This window comes from Desulfotomaculum sp. (assembly GCA_003513005.1).
Lineage (GTDB): Bacteria > Bacillota > Desulfotomaculia > Desulfotomaculales > Nap2-2B > 46-80.
The window spans coordinates 1-21,877 of sequence record DOTD01000041.1; the positions used below are offsets into that span (position 1 = coordinate 1).

Sequence of the window (21,877 nt, forward strand, 5' to 3'; positions counted from 1 at the left end):
GTATCATGAGAATCCATTCTTTAAGGGTAATCCGTTTATCCCATATTGCGATAAGGTTCTATAATTGGATATTACCCGGTTTCGGGTATAGTTGCCTTATGTTTATGCCCAGGCGTTAGCCTGAGTAGTTACAAAATAAGACTTAAACATTTTAAATTGTCAAGCCTTAGAAGTTGCCCTATAAATTTGTAAACTTTTCTTTTCTAGCTTCATATTAAAGAATTAAAGACACAGGCGCTTTTTGTAATCCCCTGTCTGGCTGGTTTAGAAGTCACATCTGCTTAATTTTCATTCTACTTGCGAAGATAATTGGATTCATTATAGACTCGATCTATATGATTAATCAATAATAATATCTAACATGACTTATGCAGTTCCTGGTAAATAGCGCTAAAAATAAAGATACGTAAAAGAAAATTCCTCCAGTAGAATTAATTGCAGCGGCGGATTACAGAAAAACTGTTTTGCACAAAACTTGACAATATAACACACTCAATATCCTCGTCATCTCCAAGAATATCCAATGCAAGGGTTCTGGCAACTGACCAGTCCGCTGCCATGTCAACTTTATTAATCAATGGTATAAACCTTGCCCGGGCGGGAACCCCTTTTTTTAACCCGAGAGGGTGAACAATTATTTTCGAAATTATTCCGGCTGTTATTACTGATCCCTGCGCTGCATTGCAAAGTAAGGCAGCTATTCCGGACGGTGGACAAATTCATCTGTCAGGCGCTTGTTTAAGATGTCAAGACCAACAACAGGTATTACCAGTGTGGCTTTTCCAGCGCCACCTAGAGCTGTTTTATAAAACATCCCGTCCAAAATTACTTCTGAATGCTCCCTTGATTAAGATGCAACTCTTTTTTCTTTTTACTGGTTCATTACTGGTTCAATAAATACTTCCATATCGCCGCCGCAGACCATCCCCAGGGAACCAGCAGCTTTGTTGTCAAGCTGAAAAGCGCATAATTTTACCTGTCCGGTTTCAAGAACGGAAACCCCCAGTTGACGAACCTTTTCCTCAATAATCCCGCCGCCGATCGTGCCTGTTATTCCCCCATCAGAGAAAACCAGCATTTTTGCACCTGACTTGCGTGGTGTCGAACCCGAAGTTGATACTACTGTGGCCAAGGCTAACGGTATACCCTCCCTGAGGTGTGACAGGACAATTTCAAACAGGGTAAGATCACTCGCTGCAGTGGAACTGAGCTGAAGGGAACTTCCCACTTTCTTTCCGTTATCCAGCCCCTTAGACATGGAAAGCGCTCCTCCGCAGCGTCTATCTTTGATTAATTCAGCAGCTATGCTTACAGCAATTTCCTCCGGAGTTTGAGCTCCGATATCCAATCCTATGGGAGCACGGATCATTTCTATTTTTTCGTTTGGAGTACCTATAGCCTGCAAATGTTTTTTGCATATTTCAACCTTTCGTTTACTGCCAATCATACCCAAGTAAGCCATTCCCAGGCCTGACAATTTTTCGAGGCAGATTAGATCAGACTGGTGGCCCCGGGTGATTATGACAACGCTGGTCCATGAATCAATTGACATATTCTCAAGACAGGTTGAAAAATCGCCGCAAATAATTTCCTGAGCCTCCGGAAACCGTTCAATATTGGCATATTCCGGCCTGTCGTCAACTACAGTAACGGAATAACCAAGCATGCTACCCACACGTACCAGCGGAATGGCTATATTCCCGCCTCCTAAAACAATGAGTCTTTCAATTCCGGAAACAGGTTCAGCAACAAGTGTACAGTGTATCTCACTATTTCCCGGGAAAAACACATCTGCTTTTTCCAGACGGTTAGTTTTTTTCGACAGGTCCGCCAGTCGTTTAACATTCGCGCCAAGCCAGTCCGCTTCAAAATTTCCAACTTCCTTGTTTTTTAAAAATAATTGTTTGCTTCCCGGCGGCGGTATGATATCCCCTTTACGAGAAACTAGAGTAACCAAGACTGGCCTGTCACCCGTTTTCAGCGCATCAAGCAAATTTTTATAGACATGCTCCATCAAAACACCCCCCTCGCTGGCAATATTAATTTTCGATGGAGAATAAGAAAGTTCGGGTTCTCTCGTTTTTTGAATGAAGGCTCAAAATCGCACTTAAGGCATTGACCTCCCTTGTCTTTATTGATGAATTTTAATCCCTTAAGCTGGCTCCGCTTCAGTGGCATGGATGTCTACTTTAGTTTGGTTTCTCTGAATGGAGTAACTTTAATGTTTAAACGGCGTATTTATAAAAATTGGTATCCGGACCCGGCAGAACCGAAACTGCACCCGGGGTACCGGCATTCAGGACAGCTTCTGCAGAGTCCTCCATGAGCCAGGGCGACTATATCATGTCTTTTTACCTTTCCTTTAGCAAACAAACGCGGCAGAATTAAATCCAATACAGTAGTTTTGAAAAACATTCCGCAGGCCGGCACTCCTAAAATTGCCACATCGCTGCTGTAGGCTAGTAAAAACATCGCTCCCGGCAAAACCGGCGCTCCATATTTTTCTATTGTAGCTCCACTTAACTTAATCCCAAGCGGAGTCACATCGTCCGGATCAACAGACATACCTCCGCTGATCAGAACAAGATTTGCACCCTGTTCAATTGCTTCCTTAATCAGCCGGCTGATCTCCAGAGCGTCGTCACCAACGTACTTAATTCCTAGAACTGTTGAGCCAAACGACTCTATTTTGTTCTTCAAAACCGGTCCGAACTCATCTTTGATCCTGCCGTAATATACTTCACTGCCTGTAACAATTATAGCCGCTTTTAATGTTTGAAAAGGTTCTACGCTAATAATTCCGCCGCTTTTCCGGCAGATTTCTTCAGCCTCGAGTATTATATCTTCTTTTATAGCCAGAGGGATTACTTTTGTCCCGGCTACCATTTCCCCTTTTGTAACCGGTGTATTATTAGGCAGTGTAGAAAGAATAACTTCGGGGAGGTCGTTAACTTCGGCAAGAGCGGCAAAATTAATTTTAAGAAGTCCGTTATGTTCCGCATAAAGGGTAACTTTGCTTTCTTTCGGCTCTGAACAGTAAACCCCTAACGCAGCCGCAGCCTTTCCGAGGCGAATGCCTGCTTCATCTTCGTGCAGTTCGTCATCAGCAACCTCAGAAATATAGATGTTTTCTTTGCCCATTTTCAGCAATTCATCAATATCCGCCAGGCGTATCACATGGCCTTTACGAAACGCAGGCCCCTTAAATTCACCGCGGACAACTTTAGTCAGATCATGGTACAGGATTTTACCTACGGCATCTTCCAGGTTGATTGTTTTTGTCTGCATCTGACGGCTCTCCTTTCAGGAAGGATTCCAACATTGATATATATATATATATATATATATAGCCCGTTTATTGTTATACTCACCTGCTAATCTACCCTAAAAATAAACTTGTATTAGTGAGGTCATCTGCCTACGTGTTTCATGTTCGCCTCAGACCGTCGTTGTCACGGTTCGCTCAGGCGCTCTTTGCCGGCGCTGCCTCATTGTATTGCGATGTTTATTATAGCCGCCGGGTGCGGAAGATCTGTTATACCCCGCTACGGTAACAAACCCTCCGCAACCGACACCTATACCATGGCAAAAAGGCAGTTTGCCCTTTTCTCCGCTCCAGCTTAACTCAATTCACCAGCAGTCCAACCGAACAATTGTTTTTCATATCATAAAAGCCTTCCTCATAAATCCTGAAAAATGGTATTGCGGCAGTTGTCAGGGTATTTAAACTCAGTTCCGCATCAGGGAAGGGTATGCCAAGGCCTGACGCCTCCTTTTGAATGTTCTTAAGACGATGGACTATTTTCTCAATTGGAAGATCAGTCATATAACCGCCTATGGACATGGGAAGCTCAGCCAGTATTTCACCGTTTGAACACACTACGATACCTCCCTGAAGTTTTAAAACCCTGTTAACAGCAACTGCCATATCCTTTTCGTCAGCTCCCACAACCACTATATTAGTCACATCCCAGGCCATGCTGCTGGCGAACGCTCCCTTCTTCATCCGAAGGCCTTTGATTAATCCGACAAACATTTTTAACTGGTCAGTCAGGAAATCTACAGCAGCAATTTTTATTAAGTCCTTATCTAAATCAACCTTTATTTTTCCATCCACGACGGGGACTTCCAGAATTGTTTCCTTTGTTACCAGTTCAGTAATTTGTTCAATTACCCTGACGCTGACGTGGTCACTGCTGCCTTTCACGTTTATTTCAAAATCCTCAGGACCAAAATTTTTAGTAAGTTTCATGCTTTGGCGCACCCAAGCCGGAAAAGTATGTTTTCTTGGCTCTAAAAGGAGTTTGCCTTCTTTAGATAAAACTTTGCCATTGCTGATTACATACTCGGCTTTTATATTGCGCAAATCCTGCAAAATCACTATATCTGCATATTTGCTGGGAGCAATACCACCGATCAGGTGATCCAAGTTCCAGTACTTGGCAACATTGATAGTAGCCATTTGGATAGCGCAGACAGGATCAAAACCAAGGTCGACGGCTTTCTGGACCACTGCTTCCATATAACCTTCCTCAACCACCTGCTCGGGAGTAATGCTGTCCGTGGCCAGAATTAATTGTCTTAGATCAAGTTGTAGATCCTTTATTTTCGATATTTCCGCCAGTTCTTTCCGGATCCCTCCTTCTCTGATCAGTACATAAAGTCCCAGCCTTAACCTTTCCATAACCTCCGCCACAGTAATTGGCTCATGGCACGACCGGACGCCTCCCGCCGCATAAGCTGTAAGCCTGTTGCCCCTGGCCCCGGCTGTATGGCCTGCAATCATCTTGCCCGCCTTGAAAGTCTCAACAAAATATTTCAGTATCTTTTCATCCCGTTCAATTACAGCCGACCAGTACGTCTCGCCTAAGCCAAGAATATCGTCACGTTTGAGCAGTTCGGCAATCTGTTCAAGATTAATTGATCTTGAACGCGTATTTTGGCTGTTTGAAACCATCGGAGGCGCCACACCAAAAATCTTTATGGGCTGATTTTTAAGGGATTCCAGATATTCCAAGATTCCCTGATATCCAAGCGGAAAGCTGACTTCCATTAGTTCCGTAATGATTGTGGTAGTCCCGCCCCGCATTGCATATCTCAGAAACTGATCCGCCTGATAAAAAAGAATTAAATGGGTATGGCCGTCTATAAACCCCGGGATGATAAATTTTCCTGTGCAGTCGATAACATTCGTCTCAGGTCCTGTAACACTCCTGGTGTCTTTGCCTACCCAGGCTATTCTTTCACCCTTGACCGCCACAGAATGTTCTTCCAGTATTTCGCCTGTGTATACGTTAACCAGTGAACCGTTTTGGAGCGCTAAATCCGCCTTTTCTTCTCCCATTGCCACCTTAATCAAATTGTTTAATATTTCAAAATTCATAACCTGGAAAACTCCTTTTTATCAATTTAATAATAAATAATAAAATTGGCCGGTTAAATTAAAACACTTACAATAATTTTGTATATTTAATAACAAAAAAGAATAAGGCTTAAACATTTTATACTGTCAAGCCTTAGTAGCCGCCCTATTAAGTTGTAAATTTCTTCTTAACTATAGGGGGTGTCAACAACCCCGTCCCCCTGACACAGACCCCCCTGACACAGACCCTCCCATTCTTAATTCAATATTTTTTAAAACGTTAATTGCATGGTGGATATAAATCTGTTATAATAGAGATATTCTGAATAGAGATATTCTGTTTGAAAAAGTTGATAAATTGGTGATTTTGGCATTTCAAAATCCAAAACTTCTTCGTTATAGAGACCAATTTGGCGTTAATCAAGGGATTGACGATTGAAATATCTCCACTATGTAATTAGTGTTTTTATTTTTTCCTTGAAAAGTTTATTGACCAGTTCCGGATTCGCCTTACCCTTCGTAGCCTTCATAACCTGACCGACTAAAAATCCCATAGCTTTATCTTTGCCGTTCCTGTAATCACTGACCGATTTAGGATTCCCGGCGATTATCTCTTCAACAATTGCAGACAGTGATCCTTCATCACTAATTTGGACCAGCCCTTTTTCCTTGACGATAGTACCGGCATCCTTTCCAGTCGCAAACATCTCTTCGAATACAACTTTGGCAATCTTGCCGCTAATCGTGCCTTCGTCGAGAATTTTGAATAAAGATGCCAGGTTGACGGGACTTACCGGGCATTTATCTATTTCGAGATTGTTGGCGTTAAGCAAGCGTGAGAGATCCCCCATGATCCAGTTGCTGACTGTCTTTGGTGAAGAATAGGCGTTGAGGCATGCTTCAAAGTAATCAGCCATTTCTTTTGTCGAAGTCAGAACACCGGCGTCATACTCAGGCAGTCCGTAATCACGCACATAGCGATCGCGGCGGGCGTCGGGCAATTCCGGGAGCCGGTTTCTGACAGACTCCACCCATTCCCTTTCAATAATCATGGGCGTCAGATCCGGTTCTGGGAAATAACGGTAATCATGAGCTTGTTCCTTACTTCTCAAAGGCAGTGTTATCCCCTGTCCTTCATCCCAGGTCCTGGTTTCCTGGACAATTCGCCCGCCTTCTTCCAATACCTCTATTTGCCTGCTGACTTCGTAGGTCAGGGCTTTTTGAAGAGCTCTGAAAGAGTTCATGTTTTTGATCTCTGTTTTTGTGCCAAATTCCTCTTTTCCAGTCTGCCGCACAGAAACATTTGCGTCGCATCTCAAACTGCCTTCCTCCATCCGGCAGTCTGAAACTCCTGTATATTGAATTATTGATTTTAGTTTTTCCAGATATATTCTGGCTTCCTCGGGCGACCGGAGATCCGGTTCGGATACTATTTCCAGCAGCGGAACTCCGGCGCGGTTATAATCTACAAGTGAAAAAGGCGTAGTGGTTATAGTTCCCTGATGCACCAATTTCCCCGTATCTTCCTCCATATGCACCCGTGTAATACCTATTTTTTTTATTTCTTCGTCCAGTTCAATTTCCAGGCGCCCGTTCAAGGCAATCGGCAAATCATATTGTGAAATCTGGTAGTTCTTAGGCATATCAGGATAATAGTAATTTTTACGATCAAATTTCGAGAACTCGGCAATACGGCAGTTTAAGGCCAGGGCTACCAGGATTGCATCCTCCACAACCTTTTTATTGACTACCGGAAGTACGCCAGGCAAACCAAGGCATACCGGACACACGTGAGTATTTGGCTTTCCCCCGAAAGATGTGGAGGAACTGCAAAATATTTTGGAATTCGTTTTTAATTCCAGATGCACTTCAAGACCGATGACGGTCTCATACTGGTTCAAGATAAAAAACCTCCCCTTTTGCGTTATAACTCCGGGTGCTTTTTATGATAGCCGGTACTTTGTTCAAAAGCATAGGCTGCCTGAAGCAGTTTGCCCTCGTTGAAAGGCCTGCTCATCAGCTGGAGCCCCACGGGCAAACCATTGACAAAACCACAGGGTAAAGAAAGCCCTGGAATTCCGGCAAGGTTTACCGCTATTGTAAATACGTCTGAAAGATACATTTTTAGCGGATCACCCGTTTTCTCGCCAAAACGAAAAGCCGGGGACGGTGTTGTTGGTGAAAGCAAAATATCGAACTTCTCAAATGCGTTGTTAAAGTCTTCTTTAATTAACGTACGGACCTTAAGCGCCTTTAAATAATAGGCATCGTAATAGCCGGCTGAAAGAACATAAGTACCCAGCATGATCCGGCGCTTGACCTCGGCGCCGAAACCCTGGCTCCGTGTTTTTATAAACATGTCCACGACATCCTGTGCTCCCTCAGTCCTGAACCCGTAACGGACACCGTCGTAACGGGCCAAGTTTGAGCTTGCTTCAGCCGGAGCAATCAGGTAGTAAACAGGGAGGGAGAAACCCAGATTAGGCAGGCTTGTCTCCTCTATACTAGCCCCGTTTAATTCAAATATGGCCATAGCCTTTTCAATAACCTGCCTGACCTCTGCGTCGATACCTTCACTCATATATTCCCGGGGCACACCTATCTTCAAACCTTTTATATCGTGAACAAGACAGCGCCTGAAATCCGGAACTTCATTTGTAGAAGAAGTTGCGTCAAGCGGGTCATGGCCGCAGATTGCGTTAAGCATCAGCGCGCAGTCCGTAACATCTCTGGTGAAGGGGCCGATCTGGTCAAGAGAAGAAGCGAAAGCAATCAACCCGTAGCGGGATACAGCTCCATAGGTTGGTTTGATCCCCACAACTCCGCAAAAAGCTGCCGGCTGACGGATAGAACCTCCGGTGTCAGAACCGATTGCGCAAATTGCCTCTCCGGCTGCAACTGCGGCAGCGGAACCGCCGCTGGAACCACCGGGAACACATCCGAGATCCCAGGGGTTGTGAGTTGCAAAAAATCCGGAGTTCTCTGTTGAAGAACCCATTGCGAATTCATCCAGGTTGGTTTTGCCTGTCATTGCTATATGCTGACTGGCGAGTTTTATAACAACAGTGGCGTCATACGGAGGTATAAAATTATAGATAATCTTTGAGGCAGCTGTTGTCCGCACACCTTCGGCGCAAATATTATCCTTTATCGCGATCGGTATGCCCGCCAAAGGAGGAACCGGCTGGCCGGCCCCGATCATGTCATCTACCTCCTGTGCGCTTTTCATGGCTTGATCGCGGGTTAACGTAAGATAGGCCTTTACACTGTCCTCAACGGATTCAATTCTATCAAAAACAGCTTTGTTAACCTCCACTGCCGATATTTCTTTTTTGATCAATAAATCGTGCAGATCATGAGCCGTTAAATAATAAAGCGACAAAAAAACGCCTCCTTAAACGATCTTTGGTACTCTAAAACAATCCTCGTCCCTGTCCGGACAATTAGCCAGTACTTTTTCCGAAGGCAAGTGCCGGTCAACCTTGTCTTCCCTGAACACGTTAAAAAGGGATAGAACATGAGCCGTAGGCTCAACATTGGCTGTATCCAATTTTTGCAAAGACTCAAAATGCCCCAAAATATCATTCAATTGCCTTGTGTAGATTTCTTTTTCATCGTCTGACAGTTCCAGCCTGGCCAGTAAAGCTACATGTTCAACATCGGATTTTTTAATCAATTATCTCACCTGCCCAATTAATCTATAGATATATACAAATTATAACAAAATAAATCCAGTTTAAAACAGTTTTTCAGCAATATTTGACAAATTATGTTTACACACTTAACATTGCTTTAAATTGTTCCTCGTTAAGAACCTTAACCCCAAGCGCAACTGCTTTTTCATATTTCGAACCGGGATTTTCACCGCAGACCAGGAAGTCTGTCGAACGGCTGACACTGGAAGAAACTTTTCCGCCCTGCTCCCGGATGAGTTCCTGCGCCTCCAGTCTTGTATAGACGCCTAGCGTCCCGGTAATGACAAAAGTAAGTCCGTCTAAAAGCTTGTTTCCTGTCTGCTCTTTATTTTTTTCAAAAGTATTGATTCCCGCACGAATCAGGTTGTTGATTACATTACGGTTCTGTTCTATCGAAAAAAAGTCCCTGATACTTTCGGCTATCTTGGGGCCTATTTCAGGAATAATCGTCATTTCTTCTTCTTTTGCAGCCATCAAATTATCAAGCGTTCTAAAATGATCGGCTAAAATCCTGGCCGCCTTTTCACCGACGTGCCTTATACCCAAAGCAAAAATAAGCCTGGCTAAAGAATTTTCCTTACTCTTGCTTATCGCATCCAGTAAATTGCGTGATGATTTCGGCCCCAGGCGCTCAAGCCCGATTAGATCTTCGTACTGCAGATTATACAAACCGGAAGGATCATTAATCAGTTTTGCTTCAAGCAGTTGGTCTATGATCGCCGGACCAAGCCCGATAATATCCATGGCGCTGCGCGAGGCAAAATGAATTAAGCCTTCCCTGCTTTTTGCAGGACAGGCCATAGATGTACACCGGACTGCAGCCTCGCCTGCCAGACGAATAGTTTGTGAACCGCAAACAGGACATTTTTTTGGCATTTCCCAGGCTTTTTCCTGACCGGTACGTTTTTCTTTAACAACTTTTACTACTTCGGGAATAACATCACCGGCTTTTTGGACGATTACCATATCACCGATTTGGATGTCCTTATCCCTGATCAGGTCCTCATTATGGAGTGTCGCCCTGGAAACCCTTGTCCCGGCGAGCAGTACCTGCTCTAAGACAGCTGTCGGCGTAAGCACGCCTGTTCGTCCAGCGCTTATAGTGATATCTTTTACTCTTGTCACTGCCTGCTCCGGAGGAAACTTATAGGCAACCGCCCAGCGCGGGCTTTTCATAGTTGCTCCCAGGCGCTCCTGCTGATTAAGTGAATTAACCTTTATTACAAGGCCGTCTGTAACATAAGGCAGGGTAAATCTTTTATCCTGCCACTCCCTGCAGTACGCTATAACGTCTGATATCTCATCAAAGATATCTATCTCCGGATTGACCCTGAAACCGGCTTCCTTTAAAAAATTTAAAGCCTGGGTATGGCTCTGTACTGTTATGCCCTCATTGAAACCGATTCCATAAACGAAAATATTCAGGCTGCGCTTAGCGGCAATCCGGGGATCGAGCTGCCGCAGCGATCCGGCAGCGGCGTTTCTTGGATTGGCCAGGAGTTGCTCTCCTGCCTCGCTTCTATCTTTATTCAGCCGGACAAAAGTCTCTTTAGCCATATATGCCTCACCCCTGACTTCAAGTCTGGCTGCATAGCTTCGTAAATGCAGGGGGATGCTTTTAATCGTCTTTAAGTTATTTGTAATATCTTCTCCAATTTCTCCGTCACCGCGGGTAGCGCCAAGAACAAAGTTTCCGTCGGCATAACGCAGAGAAACCGCCAATCCGTCTATTTTAGGTTCAACTACATATTCCACTTTTTCTCCGGACAGCGCTGCACGGACCCTCCGGTCAAAATCATTAAGTTCTTCATCGCTGAAAGCGTTGGCCAGGCTCAGCATCGGCGCCATGTGCGCAACAGTTGCAAATCCTTGTCCAGGCTGTCCTCCCACTCGCTGGGTGGGTGAAAAAGGAGTGACAAGTTCGGGATATTGTTTCTCGTACTTTTCTAGTTCCCTGATTAAACGGTCATATTCTTGATCGGAAATCACAGGATCATCAAAGACATAGTATCTGTAATCGTGTTCTTCTATTTCTTTTATTAGTTTCTCAACCATTAAGCGGGCTTTCCCATATTCCTCGTCCAAGACTACCACCACCTGCTTAACATTTCCGCCGCATCACGGATAATCAATGCCGCGGGCACAAAGATAACCTGGGCAAGCATTGTGCCCAGCAGTCTTGTGAAAGCCAAATAGATGGCCATCTGCCTGACGTCTTTTTCCTGCCGCACGCCGCGCATGGTCTGATCAGTAATAACTGCAGCAGTCGGGTCTACAACCGTAGCCGCCAGAACAGCCGCAATACCGTTAATGATACCCGACATCATGGTCGCTGTGGATCTGAAGTGGGGGATCAGGGCGCCTGCGTATAAAGCGGAAAGAACACCGGTTGTCCAAATTCCAGTGATAATTATATTTGCTATTAAAAAATACTTGGGTATGTTTAAAGGTTCTCTTAAGGCATCCCGGAACCTGCCTGTGCTTGGCAATCTGAATTTGTCCTTCATTGAAGAGAATTTCCGCGGCCTTATTATCGCCTCTAAAATCATTCGCGGCACTGAACCAATACCTTCTAAAAGGAGTATCCATTTTACAAATACCGAAACAAACTTCGGGATCAGCAAACCTCCCAGTATGGTCCCTAAAGTTCCCGAAAGAATTACAAGCCTTATTTGAGAATTCAACAAACTCAGCTCATGTTGGTAAAAGGGATTGCCAAGCAGTTGATCCGAGCCAACCCTGGCAACTCCGTTATTTATTGCGTGCTCAACAATCGAGGACATTAAAGGCGCCTGAATCAGATTCGCTGTACTGGCAATTAGGAAGATTACCTGAAACAGCGACAGCGCTGTAGCCAGCCTCTCGGTCCTGACACCAGACAAACGTACGGAATAAATTAAAGTGTTCACCATATGGATAACGGTTGTCAGAACAGCTACAATTAATAACTGCTTCATTAGGCCCCCATATAAAGCATTAATTATATTATTGCCAGAAAATAACTATATTTTATTTAGGATAAAACTTTTTCTAACGGCGCGTAAATGACCAGCAGTGTCTATATTAAGGGAATCCTCGGGCATAATCAGGCGCTCGGGAATTTCCTCAAGAAACCGTGAAGGCTTGTTAAAACGGGTTACTCCGTAAAGTGTACGCTGCCAGCAATGGGTAAGGTACAATTGCCGCTTTGCTCTTGTTATTCCGACATAGCAGAGGCGGCGCTCTTCTTCAAGCTCGAATTGTTCATCCAGCGAACGCGAATAAGGAAAGACACCCTCTTCCAGGCCAATTAAAAATACATTCGGAAATTCCAAACCCTTGGCGCTGTGCAATGTCATCAGGACTACCTGGTCACCTGTATCTTTATACCAGTCAATATCGCTGGAAAGAGCCATTTCAGCTAGAAAAACTGACAGGCTGCCGTGGCCGGCATACTTGTCGAACTCCTTTGTTACAGACATAAATTCCTTTAAGTTTTCCTGCCTGGTCCGCGATTCCACTGTATTTTCACTGACAAGTTCCTGCCAGTAGCCGGTCTGCTGTAAAATTCTTTGAGTGATTTCAGTAACATTCATCATCTCTTTTTCCTGAGATATTTTATTTAACACGTCCGCTAGGCTAAGGCAGGCCTGGCGTACTTTGCTGGTCAGACCGGGAATTCTTGCAGATCGTTCCAGAACCTCAAGAATGGCTATGTTCTGTTCAAGAGCAAAGCTTGACAACTTCTGAAAAGAAGCTTCCCCTACACCTCTTTTGGGCATATTAATTACTCTGGAAAGGCTTACCGTATCCGCCGGATTGACAAGCAGGCGCAAATATGCCAGCAAGTCTTTAATTTCTTTGCGGTCGTAAAACTTTAAGCCTCCTATAATAGTATAGGGAATCATCTCCCGCAGGAATATTTCCTCAACCACACGGGACATTGCATGTGTGCGGTATAAAACTGCGAAATCCCTATAATTTGCGCCGGAATGCTCCCTGATTGATCTTATCCGGTCAGCTATAAATTGGGCTTCCTGATGTTCATCCGGACCGAGATAGAGCATTACAGGCGTTCCCTGACCTTCAGCAGTCCACAAGTCCTTTTCTTTCCGGGAACTGTTGTTGCTGATTACCTCGTTAGCCACATCAAGAATTACCTGGGTTGAGCGGTAATTTTGTTCCAATTTGATTATTCTGGCATCGTGATAATCCTTCTCAAAATTTAGGATGTTCCGGATATTTGCTCCCCTCCAGCCATAGATACTCTGGTCCGGGTCACCAACCACAAAAAGACTGCGGTGCGCCGCTGCAAGCAGTTTTACAAGAACATACTGGGCTGTATTGGTATCCTGATATTCATCTACAAGAATATAGCGGAACTTGTTCTGATAGTATGCCAGGATACTAGGGTTCTGTTCAAAAAGGCGCACTGTCTGCATAATCAGATCATCAAAATCAAGAGCGTTGTTTTTAAGCAGGCGGCTCTGGTAGAATTCATAAATCTCAGCTACCTTCAGCTCGTAAAATCCATTGGCCTGCTCCTTAAATTCCTCAGAATCCATCAAATTATTCTTTGCCCTGGATATAACCGCTCCCACGGCCCTGGGAGAGAACTTTTTATTATCATAGTTAAGTTCTTTCAGACAATCCTTAAGCAGCGTTTGCCGGTCTGCGTCATCGTAGATAACAAAGTCCCCGTTATACCCTAGAAAATAGGCCTGTCTCCTTAAAATCCTGACACATGCGGCATGAAAAGTAAGTATCCAGATATCTCTTGCCGCATCCGGAACGGCAGCCGCGACTCTTTCTCTCATTTCATTAGCTGCTTTATTAGTAAATGTAATCGCCAGTACGTTAAAAGGAGATATTCTCATCTCCTTTAGAAGGTAAGCTATTTTAGTCGTCAGTACCTTGGTTTTGCCGCTTCCGGCGCCTGCAAGGACAAGAAGGGGCCCATTGATATATTTAACCGCTTCCGCCTGATTTTCATTTAAACCATCCAAGACATCCGTCATAAAAAACACATCCCGTTGAAATCTATAACTGCAGGGGATTGTGAAAACAGGAAAAATCACCTTCGTGACAGGCTACTCCCTTCTGATCAACCTTGACCAGCAGAGCGTCGGCATCGCAATCGTAATAGATCTCCCGCACTTTTTGTATATTTCCTGAGGTCGCGCCTTTATTCCAATACTCCTGACGGCTGCGGCTCCAGAACCATGTTTCCCCGGAGGCCATAGTCCGCGTCAGAGACTCTTTATTCATATATCCCAGCATCAGCACAATGCCGGTCTTTTCGTCCTGTATAACGGCAGGAATCAAACCGGCAGCGTCATACTTTAATTTTTCCAAGCCGAAGGACACTTTTTTTCAGCCTCTCATCGATATTTTTCAACCGTCAGTCCAGGTAGCTTTCTAAATATTTCCTCAAGCAAACCAACATAACTGTTCAAGGGTACTTTGAGAGAATTTGCAATAGGGTGGCATTTTGTTTTCAGGAGGAAAAAAGTTGTTTTTGATAAACACAGCTCCGGCAGTGTTTCATAATACCCCATGCCTTTGGCGAAAAGCAAATCAGCCTGCCCGATTAACCTGGAAAACTCCGGGGAGGCATTGTCAAGATCCAGCCCCGGGCTGTCAGTGCCTGTTGTAGCGACTCTATAAAATTTTTCTCTAATTCCGCTTTGAGTTAGATCATGCAGTGTAAGATCGTTTTGCACAGGACTCTCTTTGACAACGTAAAAAACGTCGGTATATTTCTCCAGGTAAGTAAGCAAGGGGAGATCGAAGAAACACTCCCCGGTATTATCTGCAAAATAAAGTATTTTTTTTCGATCCTGGCACTTACCATAATATACCAGTATGTCCTGTAATCTGTCAACATCATTAATAGCCAATTTAACCGGTTTGCTTAACTCATCCTGCAATGTGTCAGGGTCCATAAAAAAGTCCAGGCTGTTGCCTAAAGCTGCAAAATTAATTAAAGAATCAAGGTTGTTTTCCAATTTTTCACCCAAATCTCCGGCTATACGCCTGGCTATGCTCATTTCTTTTTCTTTAACAGCCGCAAACGGATCTTCATTTTTACCTGCTTTCCGGATATTCCTTTGAATCTCACCGGCTAAATAAGCCGGCGCCAAATCCAAGGAGAAATTTCTTTTTAAAAAAGATATGCTTTTAAACAGAACCTCTTCTCTTTTTTGCAGATCGGAAACCGCAAGCCCGGCTGTACGTTTCGTAAGATCCTCAAGACAAGCCAGGCATTCTTTTGATGCACGCAATTTTTTTTCACCCCCGAAAAAATATTTATAGCCTTACCGGTACACCTTTTTTACGCAGATATTTTTTTGCCTGAAGAATTGAATACTCGCCGAAGTGAAAAATAGAAGCCGCCAGCACTGCGTCAGCCTCGCCTTCGACAAGGCCTTGGACAAGGTGCTCCAGCGTACCTACTCCTCCGGACGCAATTACCGGTATTCGGACAGCTCTTGCAATCGCAAGAGTCAGGGGGATGTCATAACCGTCTTTTGTGCCGTCCCTGTCCATACTTGTCAGCAGGATCTCTCCGGCGCCAAGCTTCTCTGCTTTAACAGCCCAGCCAACAGCGTCAATACCCGTCGGATACCGTCCGCCGTGTGTATATACTTCCCATTTTTTTTCGGTCCCAATCTGTTTGGCGTCGATAGCCACGACTATACACTGGGTACCGAATCGTTCGGCGCTTTCAGCAATCAGCGGAGGATTTAAAACTGCGGCGGTGTTTAACGAAACCTTGTCGGCGCCAGCGGTTAGAATATCCCGGATATCACCCAGGGAAGAGATGCCCCCGCCGACTGTATAGGGTATAAAAACTTCACCGGCAGTCCTGTAGACCATATCCAGCATTGTCTTGCGCCCCTGGGCTGACGCTTTGATATCAAGGAAGACCAGTTCATCGGCTCCCTCGCGATCATAGAAAGCGGCCAGTTCGACAGGATCTCCCGCATCACGCAAATTTAGAAAATTTGTCCCCTTGACAACCCTTCCTTCAGCTACGTCAAGACAGGGTATGATACGCTTGGTTAACATAACTTTGCTTCACCTTTTTTCTATTAAAGACAGGGCATCTTTTAAATTAATACTGCCCGTATATAACGCCTTCCCAGTAATAACCGCTTCGACACCTGCATCTTCCAGGCTTGATACGGCTATTAAATCGTCCATATCTGAGATCCCGCCGGCGGCAATAATCTTAAGTCCGGTAACCCTGGCAACTCTTTCAGTAGCAGCCAGGTTAGGCCCTTTTAAAGTTCCGTCCCGTTTTACATCCGTAAAAACCAAACGGTTTATGCCTCTCGCCTTCATCTGGATGGCCAATTCAAGGGCGTCTTTTTCAGAGGTCACACCCCATCCCTCAATGGCCACTTTGCCATCTCTCGCATCAATTCCTACGGCAATGGCTTCACCGTATTTTTCTGCCGCCTGAGCGACCAGTTCAGGATTGACAATTGCCGCAGTACCCAGGATAACACGCTTTGCGCCAATTTCTAGCAGTTCTTCAATAGTTGACATTTCCCTTATACCGCCGCCTACTTCGACGGGAATTTTCAGTGTCGCTGTAATTTCCCTGATAATTTCAAGGTTTTTCAGTCCTCCTGTAAAAGCACCGTCAAGATCCACAACGTGCAGCCAGCTCGCGCCCTGCGATTCCCACAGCCGGGCCATAGCTACCGGGTCGTCCGAATAAACAGTTTCCCTGTCCACACGTCCCTCAACAAGCCTTACACACTTTCCCTCACGCAAATCAACCGCGGGGATTACGATCATTTTTTGCCACCAACCCCCCAAAATTTTTAAGAATCCTGAGTCCCAGCGTACTGCTTTTTTCAGGATGAAACTGGATTCCAAAAATATTGTCTTTTTGTACCATTGACGCAAAATTAATTCCGTATTCTGTGATACCTGTTATCTGATCAGGAATTTCAGCGTCAACAAAATATGAATGCACAAAGTAAAAATGTGAACCGTTCAATATCCCATCCATCAAGGGGCTTTCTTTTTTAAAATAAACCTTATTCCAGCCCATGTGGGGTACTTTCACAGAGTCAGGCAGCTTTTTGACCCTGCCGGGGAAGATTCCCATTCCGTCATTCAGTCCGAACTCTTCGCTGACCTCAAAAAGCATCTGCAGCCCCAGGCAAATACCTAATAATGGCTTACCGGCGTTAATTCCAGAAAAAATTGGTTCTAACAGTCCTGTCTGTTTTAAATTTTCCATAGCCTTGGCGAACGCCCCGACACCGGGCAAAACTATCCCTGAGGATCTGGAAAGTGACAAGGCGTCACTAACTACCGAAGCTTCCCACCCCGCCTTCTCGAATCCCTTTTGGACGCTCCGCAAGTTTCCCATCCCGTAATCTATAATTGCAATCATAATAAAGACCCCTAAACTTTTATCTTAAATTAACTCCTATTCAATTACTCCCTTTGTAGATGGAATATCTTTTATCCGCTCATCAAAGGAAACAGCGCTGCGTAAGGCGCGGCCCAAAGACTTGAAAACCGCTTCACAAATATGATGGGAATTTGTTCCAGATAATTGCCTGATATGCAGGGTCAGTCCTCCGTTTACAGCCAGGGCTCTAAAAAACTCTTCAACCAACTCGGTATCAAAATCGCCTATGCGTGGCGAGGGGAAATTTACTTCGAAGACCAGAAAACCCCTTCCGCTGATGTCTATTGCCGTCATTACAAGAGCCTCATCCATAGGCACGATCGCCTGGCCGAAACGGGCAATTCCTGCTTTGCCGCCAAGAGCGTCCTTAATAGCCTGGCCCAGGCAGATGCCGATGTCCTCAACTGTATGGTGAGCATCAACAAACAGATCGCCTTTGCCAGTAAGTTCAAGATCAAAACAGGCATGCCTGGTCCATAGGCGCAGCATATGTTCAAAAAAACCTATCCCGGTATGGACGGAACATTCTCCCTTCCCGTCAAGGCTGATCAGGACTTTTATATCAGTCTCATTTGTTTTCCGGCTGATTCCGGCAGTTCTTTCCTTTGCCATACAGATCCCCCCGCCTTTATAACTATCCTAAAAATTAACTTGCATTAGGAAGGTCAACTATCTATTTGCTCAAGGTCGCCTCAGCCCGTCATTGTCACGGTTCGCTCAGGTGCTCCGTTCCCGTTTAAAACAGCCTGCAAACTATCCAGAAACAATTTATTCTCATTTTCCCGTCCTACAGTAACCCGAAGGCAGTCTTCGATGCCCGGCGCATGGACATTGCGAATCAGGACACCCTTTTTTAGAAGGCCATCAAAAACTTCCTTGCCCCTTAGCTGTGTGCGGAAGAATATGAAATTAGCCTCGCTGGGGTATACGGTTACGTTCTTAATCACCGACATTTCCTCAATAAGCTTGTCCCGCGTCTCTATAATTTTATTGACCATTAATTTAAAATCGCCGTTGTTGGATAAAACCGTCCTGGCAGCCAGCTGTGAGAAGATATTCAGATTAAAAGGCTGCTTTACCCTGTGTATTTCTTTAACAACCTCAGGATTGCCCAGGAGGTAGCCAACTCTAAGTCCCGCCAGGCCAAAGGCCTTGGAAAACGTACGAAGTATAACAAGGTTAGGATAACTGTTTAATAACTTAAGGCAGCTTTCGCCGCCAAAATCTATATAGGCTTCATCAACTACAATAAGAGCTTCGCTTTGTTCCAAAAGATTCTGAATATCCTCAACCGGAGTGGCATTTGCTGTAGGATTATTCGGTGAACAGACAATAACCGCACGCGCCTGACAGCTTTTGCAAGTTTCGGCGACAGCAGAAACATCCACTTCGAATTTGGACCCCCTGGATACTTCGACTGGTTTAGCCCCGGCAATCAGGCTGTGAATACGGTACATCGAAAACGTCGGGGTTGGTATAATTACATGTCCCCCGTTTCCAAAGACAAGCAAAATATTCAAGATAAGCTCATCCGACCCGTTGCCGGCCATGATTCCTTCTTTTGGCACGCCTGTATATTCCGACAAAGCCGCGATAAGCTCGGCAGACATCGGGTCCGGGTACCGTGTGAACGATTTCAAACGCTCACAGGTCTCTTTGATTATATCTTCCGGGAATTCAAAAGGGTTCTCATTAGCATCAAGTTTGACGATCCCCTCGCCGACCCTTGGAGCCTCGTAGGCTATGATTTCATTTAAATCTCGGCGTAAGATTCCTTGAAGATTAAAACTCATTTAAGAACCCCCAAGCCTTTTTTCGATTGTCTTTGCATGTGCGTCAAGTCCTTCCAACCGGGCAATTCTGCTTACATGCTCCCCGGCTTCTGCCAGGGCTTCTCTGGAAAAACTAATTACACTTGACTTTTTTAAAAATGCATCGACGCTCAATGGAGAGAAAAAACGCGCCGTGCCTCCGGTCGGCAATATATGATTGGGACCGGCAAGGTAATCACCAATTGACTCGGGTGAATAGGGACCAAGGAAAACAGCTCCTGCGTTTCTTACGTAAGTTAACCAATGGAAAGGATTTTCTGCAACGAGTTCAAGGTGCTCCGGGGCAAAACTGTTGGCGAGTTCCATCGCTTTCTCCAGATTGTCCGTGATTACTACGGCGCCTTGATCCTCAAGAGAACGTGAAGCAATATTTTTCCTGGACAAAGAAGGAAGCTGACGCGCAATCTCATCCCGGACAAGATTGGCCAGCGCTTCGCCAGGTGTAAACAAAAGAGCTGTCGATAAAGGATCATGTTCAGCCTGGGCAAGCAGATCAGCAGCAATATAACACGGATCAGCCGAATCGTCAGCCACGATGACTACTTCGCTTGGTCCGGCCAGCATATCGATATCCACCCTGCCGTAGACCTGTTGTTTGGCCAGTGTTACATAGATGTTGCCCGGACCGGTGATCTTGTCCACAGGTTTGATGCTTTCCGTTCCGTAAGCCAGCGCCGCAACAGCCTGCGCGCCCCCTGCTTTATAAATCTCCGTTACCCCCGCCTCGACAGCCGCTATTATGGTATTTTTATTGATCCCGCCGTCTGCGGAAGGAGGTGTAACCATGACTATTTCCTTAACGCCGGCCACCCGGGCGGGGACAGCGTTCATCAACACGGAGGACGGATAAGCCGCAGTACCCCCTGGAACATAGATACCGACACGGGCCAAAGGCCTTACCAGCTGACCGAGAAAAATCCCCTGTTTGCCGGCGTCAAACCAGGAATTGGGCAGCTGCTTTTTATGAAAATCCTCTATCCGTTCCATAGCAAAGCGCAGAGATTCCAAAAAGCCTTCATCGGCCTGCCTGTACGCTTCTTTGCGTTCACTGTCTGTCACCTTTAATTGTCCCGGCTGTAATTTTACTCCGTCAAATGCCTCCGTATAGGCGCATAAAGCCTTGTCGCCCTGTTCCCTGACGTTTGTCAAAATGTCTTTTACCCGATCCCCGGCTCCAGCAGGAGAAGAAAATTGCCTGCCGAAAAAACGGGACTTCTCAAATTCCTGGAAATGAATAATCCTGATTGGCATTCGGCATAAATTCTCCCAATCTTTTTTACTTAAAACACTGCCATCATCTATGCAGAGCTTTATACCCGATATCTTTCCGGTAGTGCATATCCTTAAATTTTATCCGTTTTACACCGTCGTATGCTTTCGTAATTGCTTCCTGAATATCAGGCGCAAAAGTTGTTACTCCTAGAACCCTGCCGCCGGAAGTAACCGTGTGGCCGCCTTTATTTTTCGTACCGGCATGGAACACCTGAAGATCATCCGGCAGCCCTTCAAGGCCCTCAATCGGATACCCCGTAGAATAATGACCGGGATATCCCCCTGAAGCCAAAACAACGCATATGGACGAACCCTTCTTCCAGCTGACTTTCTGCAAAGCAAGTTTACCCGTCACAACAGATTCGCAAATATCGATCAAATCTGTTTCCAGAAGCATCAATAAAGGCTGGGCTTCCGGGTCGCCGAAACGCACATTGAACTCCAGCGTCTTAATCCCCTGACGGGTGATCATCAAGCCTGCATAAAGCACGCCTTGATAGGGACAGCCCTCCCGGGCAAGCGCGCTGACCATAGGTTTTAAAACCCCTTCCAGGGCTAATTGCGAAATTTCGGGCGTACAAACAGGCGCGGGAGCATAAGCGCCCATTCCCCCCGTGTTGGGTCCGCAGTCGGCGTCATAAACCTGCTTGTGATCCTGGGCAGATACCATAGGAATAACAGTTTCACCGTCCGTGAAGGCCATTACGCTTACTTCCTCGCCTTCCAGACACTCTTCGATAACTACTCTTTTCCCCGCAGAGCCAAAAACGCTTTTTACCATTATGTCTTCAACTGCCGCCAGTGCCTGTTCAACCGTTGAGCATACTATAACACCTTTGCCGGCAGCAAGACCGTCGGCCTTTACGACGCAGGGCGCGCCGTTCTTTTTAATGTAATCCGCGGCTAATCCGGGATCGCTGAAAACAGCAAAGCTTGCCGTAGGAATATTGTATTTGTCCATGAGAGTTTTTGACCATACTTTGCTTCCTTCTATCGCAGCCGCCCGGGATGACGGCCCGAAAACACTCAAACCGGCCTCTTTAAAGGAATCTACAATGCCGTCAGTCAACGGAGCTTCCGGACCCACGAGGGTCATCTCTATTTTTTCCCGGCGCGCAAAATCCAAAAGACGGGGTATATTATCAACGCTGATATCAACGCATTCAGCCTGTCCGGCTATGCCGGCATTCCCAGGAGCGCAGAAGACCTGGCTGACCCGGGGACTCTGCCGTATTTTCCAGACCAGCGCATGTTCCCGCCCGCCGGAACCGATAACTAAAACCTTCACCTGCTCACCCTC

The 21,877-nt window shown here is 45.5% G+C and carries 18 protein-coding genes; all 18 read right to left on the reverse strand.

What is annotated here, in order from left to right; all coding sequences use genetic code 11:
* Positions 1 to 871 precede the first annotated feature (871 nt).
* Complete coding sequence (locus DEH07_05020) at positions 872 to 2,014, reverse strand: xanthine dehydrogenase (GenBank protein HBY03899.1); 1,143 nt, start codon at positions 2,012 to 2,014, stop codon at positions 872 to 874.
* A gap of 224 nt (positions 2,015 to 2,238) precedes the next feature.
* Entirely contained in the window at positions 2,239 to 3,288 is a 1,050-nt protein-coding gene (locus DEH07_05025; protein HBY03900.1) for a molybdopterin-binding protein, read from the reverse strand.
* Between the two features lie 337 nt (positions 3,289 to 3,625).
* Positions 3,626 to 5,383 carry an adenine deaminase gene (locus DEH07_05030; GenBank protein HBY03901.1) on the reverse strand — a complete coding sequence of 586 codons (1,758 nt, stop codon included), beginning with the start codon at positions 5,381 to 5,383 and terminating at the stop codon, positions 3,626 to 3,628.
* Positions 5,384 to 5,811: 428 nt separating this feature from the next.
* Complete coding sequence (locus DEH07_05035; GenBank protein ID HBY03902.1) at positions 5,812 to 7,266, reverse strand: Asp-tRNA(Asn)/Glu-tRNA(Gln) amidotransferase GatCAB subunit B; 1,455 nt, start codon at positions 7,264 to 7,266, stop codon at positions 5,812 to 5,814.
* 20 nt (positions 7,267 to 7,286) lie between these two features.
* The gene (gene gatA / locus DEH07_05040; GenBank protein HBY03903.1) at positions 7,287 to 8,744 is read right to left on the reverse strand and encodes an Asp-tRNA(Asn)/Glu-tRNA(Gln) amidotransferase GatCAB subunit A; all 1,458 of its coding nucleotides are present in this window, start codon (positions 8,742 to 8,744) and stop codon (positions 7,287 to 7,289) included.
* A gap of 12 nt (positions 8,745 to 8,756) precedes the next feature.
* Positions 8,757 to 9,038, reverse strand: a complete 282-nt coding sequence (locus tag DEH07_05045; GenBank protein ID HBY03904.1) for an Asp-tRNA(Asn)/Glu-tRNA(Gln) amidotransferase subunit GatB — start codon at positions 9,036 to 9,038, stop codon at positions 8,757 to 8,759.
* Between the two features lie 97 nt (positions 9,039 to 9,135).
* The gene (locus DEH07_05050; protein ID HBY03905.1) at positions 9,136 to 11,112 is read right to left on the reverse strand and encodes a DNA ligase (NAD(+)) LigA; all 1,977 of its coding nucleotides are present in this window, start codon (positions 11,110 to 11,112) and stop codon (positions 9,136 to 9,138) included.
* Between the two features lie 32 nt (positions 11,113 to 11,144).
* Positions 11,145 to 12,014: a DUF2837 domain-containing protein gene (locus DEH07_05055; GenBank protein HBY03906.1), complete on the reverse strand. Its 870-nt coding sequence runs from the start codon at positions 12,012 to 12,014 to the stop codon at positions 11,145 to 11,147.
* 45 nt (positions 12,015 to 12,059) lie between these two features.
* Positions 12,060 to 14,054: a DNA helicase PcrA gene (gene pcrA / locus DEH07_05060; GenBank protein ID HBY03907.1), complete on the reverse strand. Its 1,995-nt coding sequence runs from the start codon at positions 14,052 to 14,054 to the stop codon at positions 12,060 to 12,062.
* A gap of 22 nt (positions 14,055 to 14,076) precedes the next feature.
* Positions 14,077 to 14,403, reverse strand: coding sequence for a phosphoribosyl-AMP cyclohydrolase (locus DEH07_05065; GenBank protein HBY03908.1), 327 nt, complete (start codon positions 14,401 to 14,403; stop codon positions 14,077 to 14,079).
* Between the two features lie 14 nt (positions 14,404 to 14,417).
* A complete protein-coding gene (locus DEH07_05070; protein ID HBY03909.1) occupies positions 14,418 to 15,320 on the reverse strand; it encodes a hypothetical protein in 903 nt (300 codons plus the stop codon).
* Between the two features lie 25 nt (positions 15,321 to 15,345).
* Positions 15,346 to 16,107 carry an imidazole glycerol phosphate synthase subunit HisF gene (locus DEH07_05075; protein ID HBY03910.1) on the reverse strand — a complete coding sequence of 254 codons (762 nt, stop codon included), beginning with the start codon at positions 16,105 to 16,107 and terminating at the stop codon, positions 15,346 to 15,348.
* Positions 16,108 to 16,116: 9 nt separating this feature from the next.
* A complete protein-coding gene (gene hisA, locus DEH07_05080; GenBank protein ID HBY03911.1) occupies positions 16,117 to 16,845 on the reverse strand; it encodes a 1-(5-phosphoribosyl)-5-[(5-phosphoribosylamino)methylideneamino]imidazole-4-carboxamide isomerase in 729 nt (242 codons plus the stop codon).
* Positions 16,823 to 17,452, reverse strand: a complete 630-nt coding sequence (locus DEH07_05085; GenBank protein HBY03912.1) for an imidazole glycerol phosphate synthase subunit HisH — start codon at positions 17,450 to 17,452, stop codon at positions 16,823 to 16,825. Before DEH07_05085 ends, hisA begins: the two co-directional genes overlap by 23 nt.
* Positions 17,453 to 17,488: 36 nt before the next feature.
* Positions 17,489 to 18,085: an imidazoleglycerol-phosphate dehydratase HisB gene (locus DEH07_05090; protein HBY03913.1), complete on the reverse strand. Its 597-nt coding sequence runs from the start codon at positions 18,083 to 18,085 to the stop codon at positions 17,489 to 17,491.
* 80 nt (positions 18,086 to 18,165) lie between these two features.
* Positions 18,166 to 19,266 (reverse strand): histidinol-phosphate transaminase, encoded by a 1,101-nt coding sequence (gene hisC, locus DEH07_05095; GenBank protein ID HBY03914.1) that lies wholly within the window; start codon positions 19,264 to 19,266, stop codon positions 18,166 to 18,168.
* Positions 19,267 to 20,556 carry a histidinol dehydrogenase gene (gene hisD, locus DEH07_05100; GenBank protein HBY03915.1) on the reverse strand — a complete coding sequence of 430 codons (1,290 nt, stop codon included), beginning with the start codon at positions 20,554 to 20,556 and terminating at the stop codon, positions 19,267 to 19,269.
* Positions 20,557 to 20,599: 43 nt separating this feature from the next.
* Positions 20,600 to 21,865 carry a phosphoribosylamine--glycine ligase gene (locus DEH07_05105; GenBank protein HBY03916.1) on the reverse strand — a complete coding sequence of 422 codons (1,266 nt, stop codon included), beginning with the start codon at positions 21,863 to 21,865 and terminating at the stop codon, positions 20,600 to 20,602.
* Between the last annotated feature and the right edge of the window lie 12 nt (positions 21,866 to 21,877).

Excerpts from the sequence above, each read along its gene's own strand:
- DEH07_05020 (HBY03899.1), bottom strand. The coding sequence starts at position 2,014 with ATGGAGCATGTCTATAAAAATTTGCTTGATGCGCTGAAAACGGGTGAC.
- DEH07_05025 (HBY03900.1), bottom strand. The coding sequence starts at position 3,288 with ATGCAGACAAAAACAATCAACCTGGAAGATGCCGTAGGTAAAATCCTG.
- DEH07_05030 (HBY03901.1), bottom strand. The coding sequence starts at position 5,383 with ATGAATTTTGAAATATTAAACAATTTGATTAAGGTGGCAATGGGAGAA.
- DEH07_05050 (HBY03905.1), bottom strand. The coding sequence starts at position 11,112 with ATGGTTGAGAAACTAATAAAAGAAATAGAAGAACACGATTACAGATAC.
- DEH07_05055 (HBY03906.1), bottom strand. The coding sequence starts at position 12,014 with ATGAAGCAGTTATTAATTGTAGCTGTTCTGACAACCGTTATCCATATG.
- pcrA (HBY03907.1), bottom strand. The coding sequence starts at position 14,054 with ATGACGGATGTCTTGGATGGTTTAAATGAAAATCAGGCGGAAGCGGTT.
- DEH07_05075 (HBY03910.1), bottom strand. The coding sequence starts at position 16,107 with ATGTTAACCAAGCGTATCATACCCTGTCTTGACGTAGCTGAAGGAAGG.
- hisA (HBY03911.1), bottom strand. The coding sequence starts at position 16,845 with ATGATCGTAATCCCCGCGGTTGATTTGCGTGAGGGAAAGTGTGTAAGG.
- DEH07_05085 (HBY03912.1), bottom strand. The coding sequence starts at position 17,452 with ATGATTGCAATTATAGATTACGGGATGGGAAACTTGCGGAGCGTCCAA.
- DEH07_05090 (HBY03913.1), bottom strand. The coding sequence starts at position 18,085 with ATGGCAAAGGAAAGAACTGCCGGAATCAGCCGGAAAACAAATGAGACT.
- hisC (HBY03914.1), bottom strand. The coding sequence starts at position 19,266 with ATGAGTTTTAATCTTCAAGGAATCTTACGCCGAGATTTAAATGAAATC.
- hisD (HBY03915.1), bottom strand. The coding sequence starts at position 20,556 with ATGCCAATCAGGATTATTCATTTCCAGGAATTTGAGAAGTCCCGTTTT.